The 18,370-nt window shown below is 62.2% G+C and carries 15 protein-coding genes and 1 tRNA gene; 4 read left to right on the forward strand and 12 right to left on the reverse strand.

Annotated features, from left to right (window positions below; all coding sequences use genetic code 11):
• Positions 1-224: 224 nt before the first annotated feature.
• The 3 genes from FNZ07_RS25570 to FNZ07_RS25580 form a co-directional block, all read right to left on the reverse strand.
• A tRNA-Met gene (locus tag FNZ07_RS25570) sits at positions 225-301 on the reverse strand.
• 153 nt (positions 302-454) lie between these two features.
• Entirely contained in the window at positions 455-736 is a 282-nt protein-coding gene (locus FNZ07_RS25575) for a type II toxin-antitoxin system RelE family toxin (protein WP_091014375.1), read from the reverse strand.
• Entirely contained in the window at positions 726-971 is a 246-nt protein-coding gene (locus FNZ07_RS25580; protein WP_091014378.1) for a type II toxin-antitoxin system Phd/YefM family antitoxin, read from the reverse strand. The genes FNZ07_RS25575 and FNZ07_RS25580 overlap by 11 nt, the downstream gene beginning before the upstream one ends.
• A gap of 245 nt (positions 972-1,216) precedes the next feature.
• Between FNZ07_RS25580 and xth the strand changes: the two genes are divergently transcribed.
• Positions 1,217-1,993 (forward strand): exodeoxyribonuclease III, encoded by a 777-nt coding sequence (gene xth / locus FNZ07_RS25585; protein ID WP_091014381.1) that lies wholly within the window; start codon positions 1,217-1,219, stop codon positions 1,991-1,993.
• Between the two features lie 94 nt (positions 1,994-2,087).
• Here the strand turns inward: xth and ntrC are convergent, their stop codons facing one another.
• The 3 genes from ntrC to glnA all read right to left on the reverse strand — a co-directional run bounded on the left by ntrC (position 2,088) and on the right by glnA (position 6,380).
• Positions 2,088-3,614, reverse strand: coding sequence for a nitrogen regulation protein NR(I) (gene ntrC, locus FNZ07_RS25590; RefSeq protein WP_091014384.1), 1,527 nt, complete (start codon positions 3,612-3,614; stop codon positions 2,088-2,090).
• 34 nt (positions 3,615-3,648) lie between these two features.
• Positions 3,649-4,791, reverse strand: a complete 1,143-nt coding sequence (gene glnL, locus FNZ07_RS25595) for a nitrogen regulation protein NR(II) (RefSeq protein WP_091014387.1) — start codon at positions 4,789-4,791, stop codon at positions 3,649-3,651.
• Between the two features lie 173 nt (positions 4,792-4,964).
• Positions 4,965-6,380, reverse strand: a complete 1,416-nt coding sequence (glnA, locus tag FNZ07_RS25600; RefSeq protein ID WP_091014389.1) for a type I glutamate--ammonia ligase — start codon at positions 6,378-6,380, stop codon at positions 4,965-4,967.
• 476 nt (positions 6,381-6,856) lie between these two features.
• Between glnA and FNZ07_RS25605 the strand changes: the two genes are divergently transcribed.
• Entirely contained in the window at positions 6,857-7,321 is a 465-nt protein-coding gene (locus FNZ07_RS25605) for a rhodanese-like domain-containing protein (protein WP_091014393.1), read from the forward strand.
• Positions 7,322-7,461: 140 nt separating this feature from the next.
• Here the strand turns inward: FNZ07_RS25605 and FNZ07_RS25610 are convergent, their stop codons facing one another.
• From FNZ07_RS25610 to hrpA, 5 genes are all read right to left on the reverse strand, one after another.
• Positions 7,462-8,304, reverse strand: a complete 843-nt coding sequence (locus FNZ07_RS25610) for a competence/damage-inducible protein A (RefSeq protein ID WP_091014396.1) — start codon at positions 8,302-8,304, stop codon at positions 7,462-7,464.
• A gap of 20 nt (positions 8,305-8,324) precedes the next feature.
• A complete protein-coding gene (locus tag FNZ07_RS25615; protein ID WP_091014398.1) occupies positions 8,325-9,152 on the reverse strand; it encodes an EI24 domain-containing protein in 828 nt (275 codons plus the stop codon).
• Between the two features lie 135 nt (positions 9,153-9,287).
• Positions 9,288-10,286: a sterol desaturase family protein gene (locus FNZ07_RS25620; protein WP_091014400.1), complete on the reverse strand. Its 999-nt coding sequence runs from the start codon at positions 10,284-10,286 to the stop codon at positions 9,288-9,290.
• 53 nt (positions 10,287-10,339) lie between these two features.
• Positions 10,340-11,353, reverse strand: a complete 1,014-nt coding sequence (locus tag FNZ07_RS25625) for a YVTN family beta-propeller repeat protein (RefSeq protein WP_091014402.1) — start codon at positions 11,351-11,353, stop codon at positions 10,340-10,342.
• A gap of 96 nt (positions 11,354-11,449) precedes the next feature.
• Entirely contained in the window at positions 11,450-15,634 is a 4,185-nt protein-coding gene (gene hrpA, locus FNZ07_RS25630; protein ID WP_091014404.1) for an ATP-dependent RNA helicase HrpA, read from the reverse strand.
• 23 nt (positions 15,635-15,657) lie between these two features.
• On the opposite strand from hrpA, the gene argA reads away from it, so the two are divergent.
• Together argA and FNZ07_RS25640 are read left to right on the forward strand one after the other, a co-directional pair.
• A complete protein-coding gene (gene argA, locus FNZ07_RS25635; RefSeq protein ID WP_091014407.1) occupies positions 15,658-17,037 on the forward strand; it encodes an amino-acid N-acetyltransferase in 1,380 nt (459 codons plus the stop codon).
• Positions 17,038-17,098: 61 nt separating this feature from the next.
• Positions 17,099-17,377 carry an oxidative damage protection protein gene (locus tag FNZ07_RS25640; protein ID WP_091014410.1) on the forward strand — a complete coding sequence of 93 codons (279 nt, stop codon included), beginning with the start codon at positions 17,099-17,101 and terminating at the stop codon, positions 17,375-17,377.
• A 27-nt stretch (positions 17,378-17,404) separates the two neighbouring features.
• Here FNZ07_RS25640 and FNZ07_RS25645 read toward each other — a convergent pair whose 3' ends face one another.
• On the reverse strand, positions 17,405-18,133 hold the full coding sequence (locus FNZ07_RS25645; RefSeq protein ID WP_170275837.1) for a TetR/AcrR family transcriptional regulator: 729 nt from the start codon (positions 18,131-18,133) through the stop codon (positions 17,405-17,407).
• Positions 18,134-18,370 lie beyond the last annotated feature (237 nt).

Genomic DNA, 18,370 nt, shown 5'->3' on the forward strand with positions numbered 1-18,370 from the left:
GATTTTTCAAATATTGAATTGTGGGTGGTTAGCGACCGGTGCTTCGACGGGCGCAATACTGGATCTGCAGGGAGAACATAAGGAGGTGTGAGACACGCAAGCAAAAAACGTCGCGCGACTCTTCGGTGTTACTCAGATCGTTGCCTTAAGCAACGGAATCTGCACCGGGTATGAAAGCACCGCACAACGACTGTTGATCGTCGCCGGCGGTTCGCTTGTCAATTTGGTTGCGGGGACAGGATTTGAACCTGTGACCTTCGGGTTATGAGCCCGACGAGCTGCCAGACTGCTCCACCCCGCGTCAGAGGAAGCGAATTGTACTGACGCATGTGGCATGCGTCAAACGAATCTGGCAATTATTTTGGTGCTCGACCTTGCAGCGTACGGATGCCTCAAAAAAAGCGGCAAGTAAAAGAGCCGGACAACTTTGATCCGAACGCAGCGCTCGCCAATGCTATCTGTCTTGCGCGTCGACATACACCCTGTTCTTCTCCCGCTTGCCAACGGCGATGACGAACACCGTAACCGTTCGATCCTCGACCCGGTAGACTAGACGATATCCGCTTGCACGAAGCTTGATCTTGTAGCAGTCCTTCATGTCGTGCAGACGAGAAGATGGAACATGCGGATTCTCAAGGCGCTCCGTCGGCTTTTTGGCGAACTGCCTCTTGACCGTCGAATCCAGCTTCCCCCATTCCCTCGCTGCACTTTCGGCGAAATCGAGTTCATACGGCATTGATGTCCACCTTGACCCGCGGCTCGCTCTCACGCTCCTTCACGATCTGGGCGAGCTGGATGTCGTCGAGCATGTCGAGCAGTTTTTCCCAGCGCGCGGCAGGCACGATATAGGCGATCGGTTTGTTTCGATTCAGCAGCGCAACCGGTTGGCCGTGCGCCTGTTCCACGACGGCGGTCGGGTTCGCCTTCAGCTCGGAAATCCCAACCGATTGATCTGCAAGAATGGCTTCCATGGCGCTTCCCAAGAGATCATCTAAAAGACCTATTGTAGGCCTTTTAAGTGATCTTCTCAATCAGGGCTCGCTCGACGGCAAACCGCTGCAACCCTCGCAGTCATGTGTCTCGCGCGATAAGATGCGTGACCATCGGCCTACCCGGTTTCTCCCGGCCCGAGAATGACCAGCCAGACGGGCAGTCCAAGCCTGAGACGACAGGGAATCCCCCTTAAACCCTTGCCCCGCAAGGATGTGAGTTATTCATGAAAATCGCCACCTGGAACGTCAACTCCCTAAAAGTCCGCCAGCAACACGTGCTCGACTGGCTCGAAACGAGCCAGACCGACGTCCTGTGCCTGCAGGAACTCAAGATGCCCGACGAGAAATTTCCGCGCGCGGAGTTCGAAGCAAAGGGCTATCGAAGCTGGTTCGCGGGACAGAAGACCTACAACGGTGTGGCCATTCTCGTGCGCGACGGTTTGAACGTGGACGACGTGAGCGTCGTGCGCAATATTCCTGGTTTCGAAGACCCGCAGCAACGCGTGATCGCCGCGACCATCGAAGGCGCGCGTGTGATCTCCGCGTATTTTCCGAATGGTCAGGCGCCGGGCACGGAGAAGTTTGCGTACAAGCTGAGCTGGCTCGCAGCACTGCACACGTGGCTCGTTCAGGAACTCGCGCAGTATCCGAAGCTCGCGCTGCTCGGCGACTACAACATCGCCCCCGACGATCGCGACGTGCACGATCCGCAAGCATGGGAAGGACAGAATCTGGTCTCGCCCGAAGAGCGCGCCGCATTCGTGGGGCTCATCGAACTCGGACTCGTCGATGCGTTTCGTCTGTTCGACCAGCCCGACAAGGCATTCTCGTGGTGGGATTACCGGATGCTCGCGTTCCGCCGCAATGCGGGGCTACGCATCGATCACATCCTGCTGTCGAAGCCGCTCGCCGCGGCCTGCACGTTCTGCGACATCGACAAGACGCCGCGCAAGTGGGACCAGCCGTCCGATCACACGCCGGTAGTCGCGCAGATCGACTAGAAGCAGAAGCCGCTACGGGTCCATTGCGGCCCGCGCCGCGTCTGCATGAGCGAGCGACGTGCACACACAGTGCACGCGCACGCCACCGCAAACATCACGGCTCGAGATGCAGTTCCTGAATCTTGCGCGTAATCGTATTGCGACCGATACCGAGCCGTTCCGCCGCTTCGACCTTACGACCGCGCGTGAAATCGAGTGCTTCGCGAATCACTGCCGCTTCGAACCGGCGCGACAGTTCATCCATCACGTCGGCGGAATTCTCGCGCAGCATTCTCGCCACTTCAGTGCGCAAGCCGTTTTCCCACACGCTAACCGGCGTCGTCGCGGATACGGTCCCTGCCACTCCGCCCATCAGCGGCACACCGCCCGAGCCGTTCGTCGAGATGGCGGGCGACCCTATACCGCCCGCAACACCACCCGTCGCATCCCCGCCGATCAACCCACTGCTCTCGATACTGCCCGCATGCCCCGGCACGAGATCGGGTGGCAGATCCTTGATCTCGATCGTCTGCGCGGGCGCCATCACGGTCAGCCAGTTCGCGAGATTCTCGAGCTGCCGCACATTGCCCGGAAACGTCAGCGATGTGAGGTAAGCCAAAGCTTCGTCGGAGACACGCTTCGGTTCGACACCGAGATCGCGCGCGCTCTTCTGCAGAAAATGTCGCGTGAGCAACGGAATATCTTCATTGCGTTCGCGCAGCGCCGGCAGACGCAAACGGATCACATTGAGCCGGTGATACAGATCCTCGCGAAACAGCCCCTGACGCACGCGCGATTCCAGATTCTGGTGCGTAGCCGCGATCACGCGCACATTCGCGCGCAGCGGGTTATGTCCACCGACACGATAGAACTGCCCGTCGGACAGCACGCGCAACAGGCGCGTCTGCAGATCGAACGGCATGTCGCCGATTTCATCGAGAAACAGCGTGCCGTTTTCCGCCTGTTCGAAGCGGCCCTGGCGCATCGCCTGGGCACCGGTGAACGCGCCGCGCTCATGACCGAACAGTTCCGACTCGAGCAGATCCTTCGGAATCGCCGCGGTATTCAGCGCGATGAACGGTCCGTTCGCGCGCGGGCTATGACGATGCAACGCGCGCGCGACGAGTTCCTTGCCGCTGCCCGATTCGCCGGTGATCAACACAGTCGCCGCCGAGTGCGACAAGCGGCCGATCGCGCGAAACATGTCCTGCATCGCCGGTGCCTGGCCGAGCATCTCGGGTGCATCGGCGACGCGCTCATCCCATGTCTGCTCGCCGCGCATGCTCTCGTCGACGGCGCGGCGAATCAGTTCGACCGCCTTGTCGACATCGAACGGTTTGGCCAGATACTCGAACGCCCCGCCCTGAAACGCGGCAACCGCACTGTCGAGATCGGAGAACGCGGTCATGATGATGACGGGCAGACCCGGCACCTTGTCGCGCACGGTCTGCAGCAGTTCAAGCCCCGAGCCGCCAGGCATGCGGATATCGGAGACCAGCACCTGTGGGCTATCGTGATCGAGCGCACCCGCGGCTTCGCGGACGTTGGCAAAACTACGCGTCGCGAAGTTCTCGCGGGCGAGTGCTTTTTCGAGCACCCAGCGTATCGATTGATCGTCGTCTACTATCCAGATCGGCTTCATATAGGTCGGTCAGAAGTCTTGAGAGGCGTTGGTTCTAGCAGTCGAGCGGCAGCAAAATCTGAAACTCGGTGTGCCCCGGGCGGCTCTCCACTTCGATCAGTCCATCGTGCTGTTGCACGAAGGTCTGCGCCAGTGTGAGACCAAGACCGCTGCCGTCTTCGCGCCCGGAAACGAGTGGGTAGAAGATACGGTCGCGAATCTCATTCGGAATGCCTGGGCCGTTGTCGATGATATGCAAGTCCAGTGCCAGCTTGCACAGGCGTTTTGCAACGGTCACCTTGCGCGCGATACGCGTGCGCAACTCGATACGCGCATCGCCTTGCGAAATCCGTTCACGCAGCGCTTCCGCTGCGTTACGTACGATGTTCAGCAGCGCCTGGATCAGTTGTTCCTTGTCGCCGCGCAGGTCCGGCACGCTCACGTCGTAGTCGCGCTCGATCGTGAGGCCGCGTGGAAACTCGGCCATGATCACCGCGCGCACACGCTCGCACACTTCGTGAATGTTCACGTCGCCAACCACATGCGGATGACGGTGCGGCTCCAGCAGACGGTCTACGAGCGTCTGCAGCCGGTCCGATTCCTTGATGATCACCTGCGTGTATTCGCGCAGTTCGTCGCGCTCGCGCGCGCCGAGTTCGAATTCGAGCAACTGCGCCGCCCCGCGAATCCCACCGAGCGGATTCTTGATTTCGTGGGCAAGATTGCGGATCAACTGCTTGTTGACCGCGGTCAGATCGTGAATGCGCTCTTCGCGATCCGAGCGCATATGGCGCTCGTTTTCGAACAGTTCGAGCAGCACGTAGTCAGGTGCGCTCTCGAGGAAGCCGACTATCGCATGCACATGCAGCGGCTCGTGTGCGGTGCGTTCGAGCACCGCGTCGAGATGCGTCGCATGAAAACGTTGCGCCGCGATCGATGCGATCGTCGCGACGAGTTCGTCGGCGTTCGTGAAAATATCGGGCCACGCCATCTGCCTGAGCTGACGCCGCGACAGTTCGAGCATCGCTTCCGCGGACGGATTCGCAAACGCCACCCGCAGCGTGCGCTTCTCGAGCACGAGCACGACGGTCGGCAACGCTTCGAAACCCGTCAGCAGGCCGGAGTCGACGAGTTGCGGGTCGTCGGACAGCGCCTCCGCATGTCCCTTTCTCGCCTTGATCAGATTCTTCAGAACCATCGTTCAGTCTGGCCGGTATGAAGCAGTGTAGTGACTTAGGTGAAGCAACTGCATGAAGCAATACAGCTCGCTTGAGCGCAACAAAAAAGGGACGGCGCCGCCGTCCCTTCGTCACCGATCGCGAGCGTCGGGCGCGCGCTTCGCTTGCGTAGCAGGCGAAGCGCCATCGCCGCTTACAGCGAGTAGTACAGTTCGAACTCGACCGGGTGCGTGGTCATACGCACGCGTTGCAGTTCGGCTTCCTTCAGACCCAGGTACGCATCGATCATCGCGTCGGTAAACACTCCGCCGCGCGTCAGGAACTCGCGATCCTTGTCGAGCGCTTCGAGCGCCTGATCGAGGCCGGCACACACGGTCGGGATCTTTGCATCCTCTTCCGGCGGCAGGTCGTACAGGTTCTTGTCGGCGGCTTCGCCCGGGTGAATCTTGTTCTGCACGCCGTCCAGACCGGCCATCAGCAGCGCCGAGAAGCACAGGTACGGATTCGCCATCGGATCCGGGAAGCGCGTTTCGATACGGCGACCCTTCGGGCTCGACACGTGCGGAATGCGGATCGATGCCGAACGGTTGCGCGCCGAGTAGGCGAGCTTCACCGGTGCTTCGAAGTGCGGCACGAGACGCTTGTACGAGTTGGTCGTCGGGTTCGTGATTGCGTTCAGCGCGCGAGCATGCTTGATGATGCCGCCGATGTAGAACAGCGCGAATTCCGACAGGCCGGCGTAGCCGTTGCCTGCGAACAGGTTCTGGCCGTCCTTCCACACCGACTGGTGCACGTGCATGCCCGAACCGTTGTCGCCGACGATCGGCTTCGGCATGAACGTCGCCGTCTTGCCATACGTGTGCGCGACGTTATGGACGATGTACTTCAGTTGCTGCGTCCAGTCGGCGCGCTGCACGAGTGTCGAGAACTTGGTGCCGATTTCGTTCTGGCCTTGACCCGCCACTTCGTGGTGGTGCACTTCGACCGGAATGCCGATCTGCTCGAGCAGCAGACACATTTCCGAGCGGATGTCCTGGAACGAATCGACCGGTGCGACCGGGAAGTAGCCGCCCTTCACGCCCGGACGGTGACCCGTGTTGCCGCCTTCGAATTCTTTCGCCGACGACCACGGCGCTTCTTCCGAACCGATCTTCACGAAGCTGCCCGACATGTCCGTGTTCCACTGGACCGAGTCGAAAATGAAGAATTCGGGTTCCGGACCGAAGTACGCGGTGTCGCCGAGACCCGAGCTCTTCAGGTAGGCTTCGGCGCGCTTCGCGAGCGAGCGCGGATCGCGTTCGTAGCCCTTGCCGTCTGCCGGTTCGACGACGTCGCAGGTCAGCACGAGCGTCGATTCTTCGTAGAACGGGTCGATGAACGCGGTGTCGGCGTCCGGCACCAGCAGCATGTCCGAAGCCTCGATGCCCTTCCAGCCGGCAATCGAAGAACCGTCAAACGCATGGCCACTTTCGAATTTGTCTTCGTCGAATGCCGACACCGGCACCGAAACGTGTTGCTCTTTGCCGCGCGTGTCGGTGAAACGGAAGTCGACAAACTTGACGTCTTCGTCTTTGACGATTTGCATGACGTCGGCCACGGATTTACTCATAACCTATCTCCTGATTAACGAATTCGGCGGATCGAGCCGCCGCCCAAATCTAGCTGACCCATCCCGGTACGTCCACCTGATCCTGACAGCAGCGAATCAAGGTTACGGCCCATGATTGAATCGATCGGCACCAATAAAGCAGCTTCCATGCCACACATGCGCCAAAGCGGCGCAGCGCGTTTGCCGACGCGCGTTTGCGGGGAACCGGCAGGGCTCCGTGCAGCGTGCCATCGCGGCGACGATAGCGAAGAAGCACTATCGCGGTGCATCCCCAAAGCGCGCGCCACTATTGAACACCACATTAGTGCATTTCTGAAAATATGCACCACTTTAACGCATTTACCTGACCGCTTCCCCGCAACGTCTTCGGCGCCACGACAAAACAACGAGCCGCGTTTTCACGACCCGACGACCCACTGATGCCGCAACCTTCCGCGAGCTAGAATGCTCCTTTGGTCCGAAGGAGATTTGCCGTCATGAGCACGCTCGAACAGCTGTACGCCCAGGCCGACAGGCGCCGTACCGAGAACCAGTTGCCGTATGCGGGCGCCGTGTCCCCGGCCGAAGCCTTCGAGCTTCTTCAACTCGACACCAGCGCCCGGCTCGTCGATGTGCGCACACGCGCCGAACTCGACTGGGTCGGCCGCCCGGTGATCGGCGACGGTCAGTACGCCCATGTCGAATGGACCCGCTACCCAGGCGGCGTGCCGAATCCGGAATTCCTCGAGCAACTGCGCCTCGTCGCCTCTCCCGATACCCCCGTCCTGCTGCTGTGCCGTAGCGCGGCGCGCTCGAAGCTCGCCGCGATCGCCGCGACCGAGGCCGGCTTCACGCGTGCATTCGATCTGCTGGAAGGATTTGAGGGCGACAAGGATGGCCAGGGGCATCGCAAGACAGTGGCGGGATGGTGCTTTCGCGGCTTGCCGTGGATCGGCGCTTGACGCGCTGAACTGTGTCGGCGAAACACGCGGCTGCTTAGCCGCGTTCACACCTCATGCTCGGCGCCGGATGTGACAGGCCGATGATGCGGGCGCCGGCCAGCCGGCCGCTCGACCGCGCAGCGCATCGGTCGTTACGTTGACTAGCGCGGCTTGCCTGCCGAAGACGGCGCCTCGGCCACCGCCGGCTCAATGATGTCGCCGCCGAGTTGATGCACGCCTTCGCGCAGCTTCACGAACGCCGCAGCCACCGCTTCAGGTTCGCCCTTCACGCCCAGATCGATATGTCGGCGTGCGTAGACGCCACCGCGCTCCGCATCGCCCACGCTCGGCAAGCTGAACACCCGCACGCCGGGAAAATCACGCTCGATCTTCTCCATTAGCGGCGTCAGCGTCGACTCGGGCATCTCGAACACCAGCAGCGACTTCTCCGCATGCGGCATCGCGTGATGCAGATGCGCGTACTTCGTATCCAGTACCCATTCGATCATCGGCCACGCCATCACTGGAAAGCCCGGCACGAAGTGATGATCGCCGACCGAGAAGCCCGGAATCTTGTTGTAGCCGTTCGGAATGATCGACGCGCCGCGCGGGAACGTGCCCATGTTCAGGCGATGCCGGTTGTCCGGCGAGTCGAGATCGAGTGGCGTCGGGGAGTTCGCCGGATGCATCTCGCGAATCCGCTCCTGAATCAGCACCGAAGCTTCCGGATGCAGTTCGAGCGGCACACCGAGCGCGGTTGCCGCGCACTGGCGCGTGTGATCGTCGGGCGTCGCACCGATACCGCCGGTCGAAAACACGATATCGCCGGAAGCAAACGTACGACGCAGCGTATCGACGATACGTTGCGGATCGTCGCCGATATAGTCGGCCCATTCGAGCGACAGTCCGCGTGCGCTCAATAGTTCGATGACCTTCGGCAGATGCTTGTCGGTACGTCTACCCGACAGGATTTCATCGCCGATGATGATGACGCCAAATGCCATGGCCGCCTCTCGATAAGAAGTCAGTAAGGGGTCGCCGTCGTGCGGGCGCCCTGCTCTTCGGCGCGCATCCGTTGCAGCGCGCGCAGGCAGTAGTAGCCGAACCAGAGCGCGGAAAACACGAGGATGAACGCATAGATCCAGATGGTCACTGCGGTCACCACCGGAAACAGCACAATCAACCAGACCGACGATGCCCACAGCAAGGTAGGCAGCGAGCCGAGCAAGCCGCTCGCGACGCCGATCAGCAGCAACGGTAACCGGTAGCGCCGGATCAGCGCACGTCGTTCGTCCGCACTTGCGTGCAGCGCAAGCGCATCGTAAGTCATCACGCGGTAGGTGAGCCAGCCCCACAGCAACGGCGGAATCAGCGCGAAGAACGGCGGCACGAGCCAGAGCGGCAGCGTCACCACGAGCAGCACGAGGCAGATCAGCGTGGTGAACAGCGAATGCGCGAGGCTGCCGTACCATGTGCCGCCGCGCCGCATCTCGAGGTTCGCGAACTGCCGCTGCGACAGATGCCGGATCACCGCCGGCATCGACAGCGTGGCGATCAGCAGAAGCACGGAGACGACGATCAGCGGGATGGCGAGCGCGATGACGAGGAACGGTGCGATCACCGCATGCAGCGACGAAAACCCGAGCCAGTTGAAAAGCCCGTACAGCGTCGTCGTGAACGACCAGCTATCGAGCCATGTGCGCGCAACGCCGGTCAGCGTCTGCCAGAAGAACCAGAGAATCACGCCCCACACGACCGTTGCCGCCGCAAACGGCACAAAGGTCATCCAGAGCATGCGCGGGTGGAGCGCACTGGTCAGCGCGCGCCCGAACGAGCGCAACAGATCATTCATGCGAGCCGGTGCCGGTGATTGAAGCGGTGAAAAGAACTGAATGAAGGTGTCAAGGGGACAGGATAAACCACTCGCTGCGCAGCCGGTAAACCGCACGGCGACGCAAGCCGTGCGAGCGCGGCAGCATACGCTGGCTCAAACCGCCGCGGCATCCTTGCCGGACCCGCGCCGTTTCGCGGTGAGCCGCTTGCCGATCCGCACGAAGGCAAGCCCGTGCTGCGCCCAGAAACCATCGCCATAGCGCCGGCCGTCGAGCTGATCGCGAATCCCCGTCGGCTCCATCTCGCGGCTCCACGAGACGCTGCGAAACAGCATGTCCCACCACGGAAACAGCACGCCGAAGTTGCAGCCGTACTTCAGGCCTTCGTGCCCATAGCCGATCGCATGATGCCGGCGATGGAACGTCGGGCTGACCAGCAACCGTTCGCCAAACCGGCCGAAGTACAGACGAATATTCGCGTGCTGGACGCTTTGAGCAAGGTTGGTGATAGCAACGAGGACGACGAACTGCGCCGGCGGAACGCCGATTACCAGCGCGATTACCGCAAAGAAACACGCCTGCATCAGGTCGTCGAGCAGATGGTTACGGTCGTCGGTCCATAGCGACATCTGGCGCTGGCTGTGATGCACCGCGTGCAGTTCCCACCAGATGCCGACACGATGTTGCCCGCGGTGATACCAGTAGCCGGCGAAATCGAGCACGAGCAGATAGATCACGAATGTCACGAGCGGTTGCGTCGTGACACCGGGCCACAGGTTGTCGATCTCGAAGTTCGCGATGTTATGCAGGCGCAGCCAGCCCTGCACGTGGTCGAACAGCGGTTGCAAGGCGAAGAAGAAAAACAGGTTCAGGATGCCGAGCTTCGCGATCCACGTATAGAGCACGTCGACGCGCACCGCCTTGCGGTTTTCCCATTTCTCGACCGGACGCAGCGCTTCGAGCGGCCGCAGTACCGCGTACATCGCCAGCACCTCGAACACCCCGACGATCACCCAGTACAGGCTGTCGTAGGTGTCTTCGTCGTAGCCCATCAGATCGAAGCGAAACAGCAGCGGCTGCACGATATCGACGTACAGCGTGGTCTGCACCGTCGAAACGAGGCTGTCGAGTGCGGAGAAGATCAGTGGGAACATGGTGCCTGTCGTGCCTTACCGATCGTGCCGGTTCATGCTTGCCCGTGCCTGCATCAAGCGCCGTTGGGCGCCGTGACCGGCGCGCGGTCGTAGAAATAAATGCCGTGCGGCGAGCGGCCCACCGCGATGGTCTGGATCAGCTTGCGCGTGCTCAGGTCGATGATGCCGACGTGCTTCGCGAAGCGGAACGTCACCCACAAATAGCGTTTATCCGCGGTGAGTTCCATGTCGTCCGGCCCCGGCATCAGGCCGGTGATGTCGCCGACATTGGTCAACGACTCTTCGTCGATGATGCTGATCGTACTCGCCACGCGGTTCGATACCGCGACGTGCCGACCGTCCGCGAGCGAGCGGAAGTTATGCGCGCCCTTGCCGGTCGGAATCGTCTTGACGATCGTCTGGTTTTTCCAGTCCACCACCGCGACGTAATCGGCGCCGGTCATGCCGACCAGCAGGTACTTTTCGCCGGGGGTCAGCCACAGGCCGGCGGGGACCTTGCCGAGCTTCATTTTCCATTTGATGGTCTGCGTCGGCAGATCGATCGCGGCCAGTTCGCCCGAGACTTGCAACGTCACGAACACCGTTTTGCTGTCGCTCGTGAACGCCATGTGGCTTGGCATCACCGCGAGCGGCAGACGCTTCGCGAGCGTCGGGTCGCGCCCGTCGAAATGATAGATGTCGAGGCGATCGAGCCGCAGCCCCGTCGTAACGAGCCATTTACGGTCGGGTGAAAAACCGATCTGATAGGGATCTTCGATGTTTTCGATCCAGCGTTGCGGCTTGCCGGTTTTCGGATCGACGAACAACAGGTTGTTGGACACCGAATTCGCGACGATCAGCGACGCGTTGTCGGGCGTCGCCATCAGGTGGTGCGGTTCCTTGCCGGTCGGCACGGTGGACACCACCTGACGCGTGGCCTCGTCGATCAGGCTCAGCGTGGCTTCGCCGGAATTGAGCACGATCACGTTATTGGCGTGAACTAACGGGGAAAACAGGCCTGCTGCAGCGACGATCGCCGCGCCCGCTGCGAACGTACCGGTCAAACGGCGAAGAGAGAATATGGACATGAAGAATGACTTCGAAGAACAGTCATCATTGTAGAACGTTTGCGAGAGAGCGCGGTTGCCGGGGTTTGCTGCAATTTGCCGCAAACCCCGCTACGCTCAACGCTGCATCGATTCCCACACCTTGACGAGCCGCTTCACCGATACCGGCATCGGCGTACGCAGTTCCTGCGCGAACAGCGAAATGCGCAGTTCTTCGAGCAACCAGCGAAACTCCGCAAGACGCGGATCGGCGACACCGCCGCGCTGCGCGAGCGCGCGCTGATAGTGCTGCAACAGCGGCTGGAATTCCGCCGCTTGCCGCGCGTCGCGCGCCGAATCGGCTTTCAGCTTGTCGATGCGCAGCGCGATGCCCTTCAGATAGCGCGGAAAATGCGTGAGCTGCTGATACGGCGTATCGATGACAAAGCGCTTGCCGATCAGCGTATCGAGCTGGCTGTTGAGATCCGCGTACGCCGCGCCAAACGACTTCGCCTGCACGAGTTTCTTCGCGGCCGCCGCGTAGTCGCCGAGAATCAGTCCGACCAGCCGTGCAATCTCCTGAGCGAGCAACGTGAGGCGCCCTTTGCCTTCGTCGTGGCGCGCGTGAAAACTCGCGTCGTCGTCGGGTAGCGGCTCTTGCAGGCACGCTCGATCGAGCGCGACATCGATCAGTTGATCGCGCAATTCTTCCTGGGAACCGCGCGGCATGAACTGCATCGCCATCTCGCGCAATCCCGGCAGGTTCTTCTCCAGGTAGCGGATCGGTTCGCGCAACTGCAGCGCAAAGAGCCGCCGCAGACCCGCGCGATGAATGCGCGCGGCTTCATCGGGCGAATCGAATACCTCGACGTCACAATGCGTGCCGCGATCGACAAGCGCCGGATAGCCGAACAGCGTCTGCCCACCGCGACGAATTTCGAGCAGTTCGGGCAGCTTGCCGAAACTCCATGTGGTGAGGTTTTCGTAGAGCGCCGTGCCAGAGGCCGTGCCTTCTTGTCGCCCGGTTTGCGGCGCCGCGGACGCGGGTTTGCCACGCGTCGCCGGTACCGCTCCGGCTGCGGCACCGCGCGTACTCGCAGCAACACTGGCACCACCACCCGCCACATCGGCAAGCGCCGCCCCCGCAGCCCCCGCCGCAATCTGCTGAAAATGCTGCTGCGCCTGACCACCGAGTTCAGCGCGCAACTGCGCAAGATTGCGCCCCATCGCAAGCTGTCGTCCGTGCTCGTCGACGACCTTGAAATTCATGAACAGGTGCGCCGCCAGCGTTTCGAGCTTGAAATCCGCTTGCCGGACGGCGACCTGCGTCTGTTCGCGAATATCTGCGATCAACGTTTCGAGCAGACCGCCCGCGCCAAAACGCGGACCGCCGGTGCGCTCGACAAAACCCGCCGCGTATTCCGGCAGCGGCACGCAATGACGGCGCAGCTTCTGCGGCAGCGACTTCAGCAGCAACTGGGTCTTTTCCTTGACCATGCCCGGCACGAGCCACTCGCAGCGCCGCGCATCGACCTGGTTCAGCGCATACAGCGGCAACGCGAGCGTTACACCATCGCGCGGTGTGCCCGGCTCGAAGTGATACGACAGCGTCATCTCGACGCCCGACATCGTCATCCGCTTCGGGAACAGATCGGTGGTGACGCCGGCGGCTTCGTGCCGCATCAGGTCGTCGCGCGACAGATACAGCAGCCGCAAGCGATCTTCCGGCTGCCCGCTCTTCTTTACTTCGTCGCGATACCAGCGCTCAAACGCGGCACCGGTATGCATGCCCTGCGGAATCGCCTGATCGTAGAAGCCGAAGATCAGTTCGTCGTCGACCAGCACGTCCTGGCGACGCGACTTGTGTTCGAGCTGCTCGATATCGGCGAACAGCTTGCGGTTGTGCGCAAAGAACGCAAGCTTCGTGTCGAATTCGCCTTCGACCAGCGCGCCGCGGATAAACAGCTCGCGCGCCCGCGCCGGGTCCTGTTTGCCGAAGCTCACACGCCGCCGGTGATACACCGTCAGGCCATACAGCACCGCCCGCTCGAACGCCGACACCTGGGCTGCGCGCTTTTCCCAGTGCGGCTCGGAGAGCGATTTCCTCAATAGATGCGCGCCGACCCGCTCAATCCACTCCGGCTCGATCTTCGCGATGCAGCGTGCGTACAGCCGGCTCGTCTCGACGAGTTCGGCCGCGATCACCCAGCGCCCGGCTTTCTTCACCAGCGCCGAACCCGGCCAGAGGAAGAACTTGATGCCGCGCGCGCCGAGGTAGTGCGGTTCGTCGTCGGCTTTCAGGCCGATGTTGCCGAGCAGGCCCGTGAGCAGCGCGAGATGGATCTGCTCGAAGGTCGCTTCGGTTTCGTTCAGACGCCAGCCGTGTTCGCGCACCACCGTCAGCAGTTGCGAGTGCACATCGCGCCATTCGCGCAAACGCAGATGCGACAGGAAATTCGCCCGGCACGCGTCAGCAAGCTGCCGGTTCGACTTCTTGTGCTCGATCGCTTCTTCGAACCACGCCCAGATTTTCAGCCACTGCAGGAATTCCGAACGCTCGTCGGCGAAGCGCCGATGCGCCTGATCGGCCTGCTCCTGCGCTTCGATCGGCCGGTCGCGCGGGTCCTGCACCGACAGCGCACTCGCGATGATCAACACCTCGCGCAACGCCTGCTGGTCGCGCGCGGCGAGGATCATCCGGCCGACCCGCGGATCGAGCGGCAAGCGCCCCAGCTCGCGACCGAGCGGCGTCAGCGCGTTGTCGTCGTCGACGGCACCGAGTTCGTTCAGCAGTTGGTAACCATCGGCGATCGCCCGGCCCGGCGGTGGCTCGATAAACGGGAAGGTTTCGATTCCAGTCAGATGCAGCGACTTCATCCGCAGAATCACCGCTGCCAGCGACGAGCGCAGGATTTCCGGATCGGTGAAGCGCACCCGCCCCTGGAAATCGCTCTCTTCGTAAAGACGGATACAGATGCCGTCGGCCACGCGGCCGCAGCGGCCTGCGCGCTGGTTGGCCGCAGCCTGCGAGATCGACTCGACCTGCAACTGCTCGACCTTGTTGCGGTACGAATAGCGCTTGACGCGCGCCAGCCCCGTATCGACCACGTAGCGGATGCCCGGCACCGTCAGCGAGGTTTCGGCGACGTTGGTCGCGAGCACGATACGCCGCGCGTTCGAGGTGCGGAACACGCGTTCCTGCTCCGCCGCCGACAACCGCGCGAACAGCGGCAGAATTTCCGTATGCGGCGGATGATGCTTGCGCAACGCTTCCGCGGCGTCGCGAATCTCGCGCTCGCCGGGCAGGAACACGAGCACGTCGCCCGGGCCTTCGCGGCACAGTTCGTCGACCGCATCGACGATCGCTTCCATCAGATCGCGGTCGCGGCCCGCCCCGCTGCGTGCCCGCTCGCGGCCGGCCGTGCCTTCGGCAGCCTTCACCGCGGGGCTGTCTTCGGCGACCGGCCGGTAGCGCACCTCGACCGGATAGAGCCGGCCGCTCACTTCGATCACCGGCGCCGGCCGCTCCTCGCTGCCGAAGTGCCGCGCAAAACGGTCCGCGTCGATCGTCGCGGACGTGACGATCAGCTTCAGATCGGGCCGCTTCGGCAGGATTTCCTTCAGATAGCCGAGCAGAAAATCGATGTTCAGGCTGCGCTCGTGCGCTTCGTCGATGATCAGCGTGTCGTAGGCGCGCAGCAGCGGATCGGTTTGCGTCTCGGCCAGCAGGATACCGTCGGTCATCAGCTTGACCGACGCGCCCGGCGCGAGATTGTCGGTGAAACGCACCTTGTAGCCGACCACTTCGCCAAACGGCGTGCCGAGTTCCTCGGCGATCCGGCGACCGGTCGCGGAGGCCGCGATACGCCGCGGCTGCGTGTGCCCGATCAGACCGGAGCCGCCGGCGCCAAGGCCACGGCCGAGCGTGAGACAGATCTTCGGTAGCTGGGTCGTCTTGCCCGAACCGGTCTCGCCACTGACGATCACGACCTGATTCCCGGCAATCGCACGCGCGATTTCGTCGCGTCGACCGGAGACCGGCAGCGCTTCGGGGAAGGTGATCGGTGGGATCGGGTTCGGCTCGACGATGCGCGGCGCGCGCGGAGCGGGACGGTTGTTGCTGCCGGCGGATTTACCAGACTCAGCAGGCTGGCCAGACGCTCCCGGCGCTCCAGATGGCCCACGGCGCGGCGGCTTCGGCGCGTGCTGCTGCGGGCGCCGCGCGGGCGCCGTGTCGGGGCGGGGCTGCGCCGGCTTGTCTTGCCCGGCACCCGACGCATTTTTCGCATCCGGCGAAGCGGGACTTTTGGATACATTCGACATGGGGGCGCATTATAATCCCGGGCATGAATTCTCAACCCGACCTCGTCCCCGCGCCCGAGAGCATTCCGGCGGCCTCCCAGGCCCAGGAATCCGACTTGCCGCATGCGCAATTTGTCGACTGGATGCGTTCGGTCGCCCCCTATATTCACGAGTTCCGGAACAAGACGTTTGTCGTCGGGTTCGGCGGCGAAGTAGTGCACGAGGGCCTGCTCAGTGCGCTCGTCTCCGACATCGCGCTGCTGCAGGCGATGGGCATCCAGATCGTGCTGGTACACGGCTCGCGCCCGCAGGTCGAAGAGCAGATGAGCCTGCACGGCGTCGAATCCGAGTTCTCGCACGGCATGCGCATCACCGATGCCCGCGCGCTCGAATCCGCGAAAGAAGCCGCCGGCGAAGTGCGCCTCGACATCGAAGCGGCGATTAGCCAGGGCTTGCCGAACACGCCGATGGCGCACGCGCACATCAGCGTCGTGTCCGGCAACTTCGTCACCGCTCGGCCGGTCGGGATTCTCGACGGCGTCGATTTCGCGCACACCGGTGTCGTGCGTAAGATCGATGCGGATTCGATCCGCCATTCGCTGGCAAGCCGCAAGCTCGTGCTGCTCTCGCCGCTTGGTTTCTCGCCGACCGGCGAGGCGTTCAATCTGTCGATGGAAGACGTCGCGTCCGCCGCCGCCATCGCGCTGCGCGCCGACAAGATCGTGTTTCTCACCGAAACGCCCGGTCTGATGGACGACCAGAGCGAGCTGATCCGCGAACTGTCGCTCGACGACGCTTTCAAACTGCATGAAAGCGGCGAAGTCACCGGTGACGCGGGCTTCTATCTGAAGCACTCGATCCGCGCGTGTCGCGGTGGCGTTGCACGGGCGCACATCATTCCGTACGCACTCGACGGCAGCCTGCTGCTCGAACTGTTCCTGCACGACGGCGTCGGCACGATGATCTCGTACGAGAATCTGGAAAGCCTGCGCGAAGCGACACCGGACGACGTCGGCGGCCTGCTGACGCTGATCGAGCCGCTCGAAACCGACGGCACGCTCGTGCGGCGCGATCGCCACCAGATCGAACGCGACATCGACCACTTCTCGGTGATCGAGCACGATGCGGTACTGTTCGGTTGCGCGGCGCTCTATCCGTACCCGCAGGAGCGTATCGGCGAAATGGCGTGCCTCACGGTCGCGCCGGAAGCGCAAGGTTCCGGCGACGGCGAGCGGCTGCTCAAGCGCATCGAACAGCGCGCGCGGGCCCGCGGCCTCACGCGCATCTTCGTACTGACGACCCGCACCGAACACTGGTTCCTCAAACGCGGCTTTGTGAAGGCAACGGTCGATGACCTGCCCGAAGATCGCCGCCGTCTATATAACTGGCAGCGCAAGTCACTCGTGCTGATGAAGCAGCTCTGAGCGCCGCACACGCGGCACAGGCGCGACTGCCACCCCACATCGATTACAGGAGAAGCACAGCATGGCTCGTATGGTTCAATGCGCGAAGCTCGGCAAGGAAGCCGAAGGCCTCGATTTCCCGCCGCTACCGGGCGAACTCGGCAAGCGGATTTACGAGGGCATCTCGAAGGAAGCGTGGCAGGCATGGCTCAAGCAGCAGACCATGCTGATCAACGAAAACCGCCTGAACATGGCCGATCCGCGCGCGCGCCAGTATCTGATGAAGCAGACCGAAAAGTTCTTCTTCGGCGAAGGTGCCGATCAGGCATCGGGGTTCGTGCCGCCGTCGCAAAGCGAATAAGCCGTATCGCGGTGGCCGCGCCGCGGCTCACCGCCCCGCCGGCTTCCTCTTCGCACCGACTAGAGGAAGCGGCGGAATCTGGCGATCGTCCACCCCGGACAGCAGCGCCGCCAGCATGATCCTCGATGCAACCTGACGACTTCTGCGAATCTGCGCTTTCGATGTCGGGTTGTTCATGAAAGACATCGCAGCGACATACTCGGTGACATGAAGCAACGCGTCGTATAGCAGTGGATCGACTTTCGGATATCCCAGCGCTTCGGCTCGCTTCGTGAACGCTTCGTTCAGGTAGGCAACCGTGCGATCGCGATGCGCGCTAGCCGGCGAATTCAGATCGTGTATCTCGCGGTATAGCGCGCCTATTACCGCTGCGTCTTCGCTCTGCCACTCGAAGAAAGCATCGAGCCCGTACTCGACCAGTTCATGCAGCGAGCTGGCTCTCGCCATGGCCTGCGTCACCGATTCCGCCAACCCCGCCTTGAGTCTCGCAATCAGTTCGTCGAACACCTCACGTTTATCGTCGAACAACCGGTAGAACGTTGGGCGCGAAATCTTCGCGGCCACCAGCAACTGTTCGACGGAACTGCGATGAAAGCCATGCTCGGCGTAGACGCTTCGCGCCGCATCGATTACCAGTTCACGCAGTTCCTGCCCTGAAGGCTCACTTGCGGACGGACGTCCTGGCCTGCGTGCTTTGGGTTCAGCCTTTTTCGTTGTCCTGGCGCGGCGCACCGCATCGGGTGGAGAAGTCGACATCGGGGTCATCGCCTCAGCAAACAAATACACGGCGCAAATCATAACATCCGCGTTATGTTATGCGGCATGTGGCCGGGCGACTCAGTGTCTTCCCCTAGGCAACTGCAAAATTCTTGTTCAATCGAAACACCACTGTTACGATTGCCGTCAATAATAACAAGGCTGTTACGTTAAAACGCACGAAAAGGCCGCACCAGGGCGCGGTTGCGTGGCGCCGAAGCACATCTCGGGACACGA

This window comes from Paraburkholderia megapolitana (assembly GCF_007556815.1).
In the GTDB taxonomy this organism is placed as follows: domain Bacteria; phylum Pseudomonadota; class Gammaproteobacteria; order Burkholderiales; family Burkholderiaceae; genus Paraburkholderia; species Paraburkholderia megapolitana.

What these genes read in the sequence shown, in the direction of transcription:
- xth (WP_091014381.1), top strand. Translation starts at nt 1,217, where the DNA reads ATGAAAATCGCCACCTGGAACGTCAACTCCCTAAAAGTCCGCCAGCAA.
- ntrC (WP_091014384.1), bottom strand. Translation starts at nt 3,614, where the DNA reads ATGAAGCCGATCTGGATAGTAGACGACGATCAATCGATACGCTGGGTG.
- FNZ07_RS25645 (WP_170275837.1), bottom strand. Translation starts at nt 18,133, where the DNA reads ATGTCGACTTCTCCACCCGATGCGGTGCGCCGCGCCAGGACAACGAAA.
- glnL (WP_091014387.1), bottom strand. Translation starts at nt 4,791, where the DNA reads ATGGTTCTGAAGAATCTGATCAAGGCGAGAAAGGGACATGCGGAGGCG.
- argA (WP_091014407.1), top strand. Translation starts at nt 15,658, where the DNA reads ATGAATTCTCAACCCGACCTCGTCCCCGCGCCCGAGAGCATTCCGGCG.
- FNZ07_RS25605 (WP_091014393.1), top strand. Translation starts at nt 6,857, where the DNA reads ATGAGCACGCTCGAACAGCTGTACGCCCAGGCCGACAGGCGCCGTACC.
- hrpA (WP_091014404.1), bottom strand. Translation starts at nt 15,634, where the DNA reads ATGTCGAATGTATCCAAAAGTCCCGCTTCGCCGGATGCGAAAAATGCG.
- FNZ07_RS25615 (WP_091014398.1), bottom strand. Translation starts at nt 9,152, where the DNA reads ATGAATGATCTGTTGCGCTCGTTCGGGCGCGCGCTGACCAGTGCGCTC.
- FNZ07_RS25575 (WP_091014375.1), bottom strand. Translation starts at nt 736, where the DNA reads ATGCCGTATGAACTCGATTTCGCCGAAAGTGCAGCGAGGGAATGGGGG.
- glnA (WP_091014389.1), bottom strand. Translation starts at nt 6,380, where the DNA reads ATGAGTAAATCCGTGGCCGACGTCATGCAAATCGTCAAAGACGAAGAC.
- FNZ07_RS25610 (WP_091014396.1), bottom strand. Translation starts at nt 8,304, where the DNA reads ATGGCATTTGGCGTCATCATCATCGGCGATGAAATCCTGTCGGGTAGA.
- FNZ07_RS25580 (WP_091014378.1), bottom strand. Translation starts at nt 971, where the DNA reads ATGGAAGCCATTCTTGCAGATCAATCGGTTGGGATTTCCGAGCTGAAG.
- FNZ07_RS25625 (WP_091014402.1), bottom strand. Translation starts at nt 11,353, where the DNA reads ATGTCCATATTCTCTCTTCGCCGTTTGACCGGTACGTTCGCAGCGGGC.
- FNZ07_RS25620 (WP_091014400.1), bottom strand. Translation starts at nt 10,286, where the DNA reads ATGTTCCCACTGATCTTCTCCGCACTCGACAGCCTCGTTTCGACGGTG.
- FNZ07_RS25640 (WP_091014410.1), top strand. Translation starts at nt 17,099, where the DNA reads ATGGCTCGTATGGTTCAATGCGCGAAGCTCGGCAAGGAAGCCGAAGGC.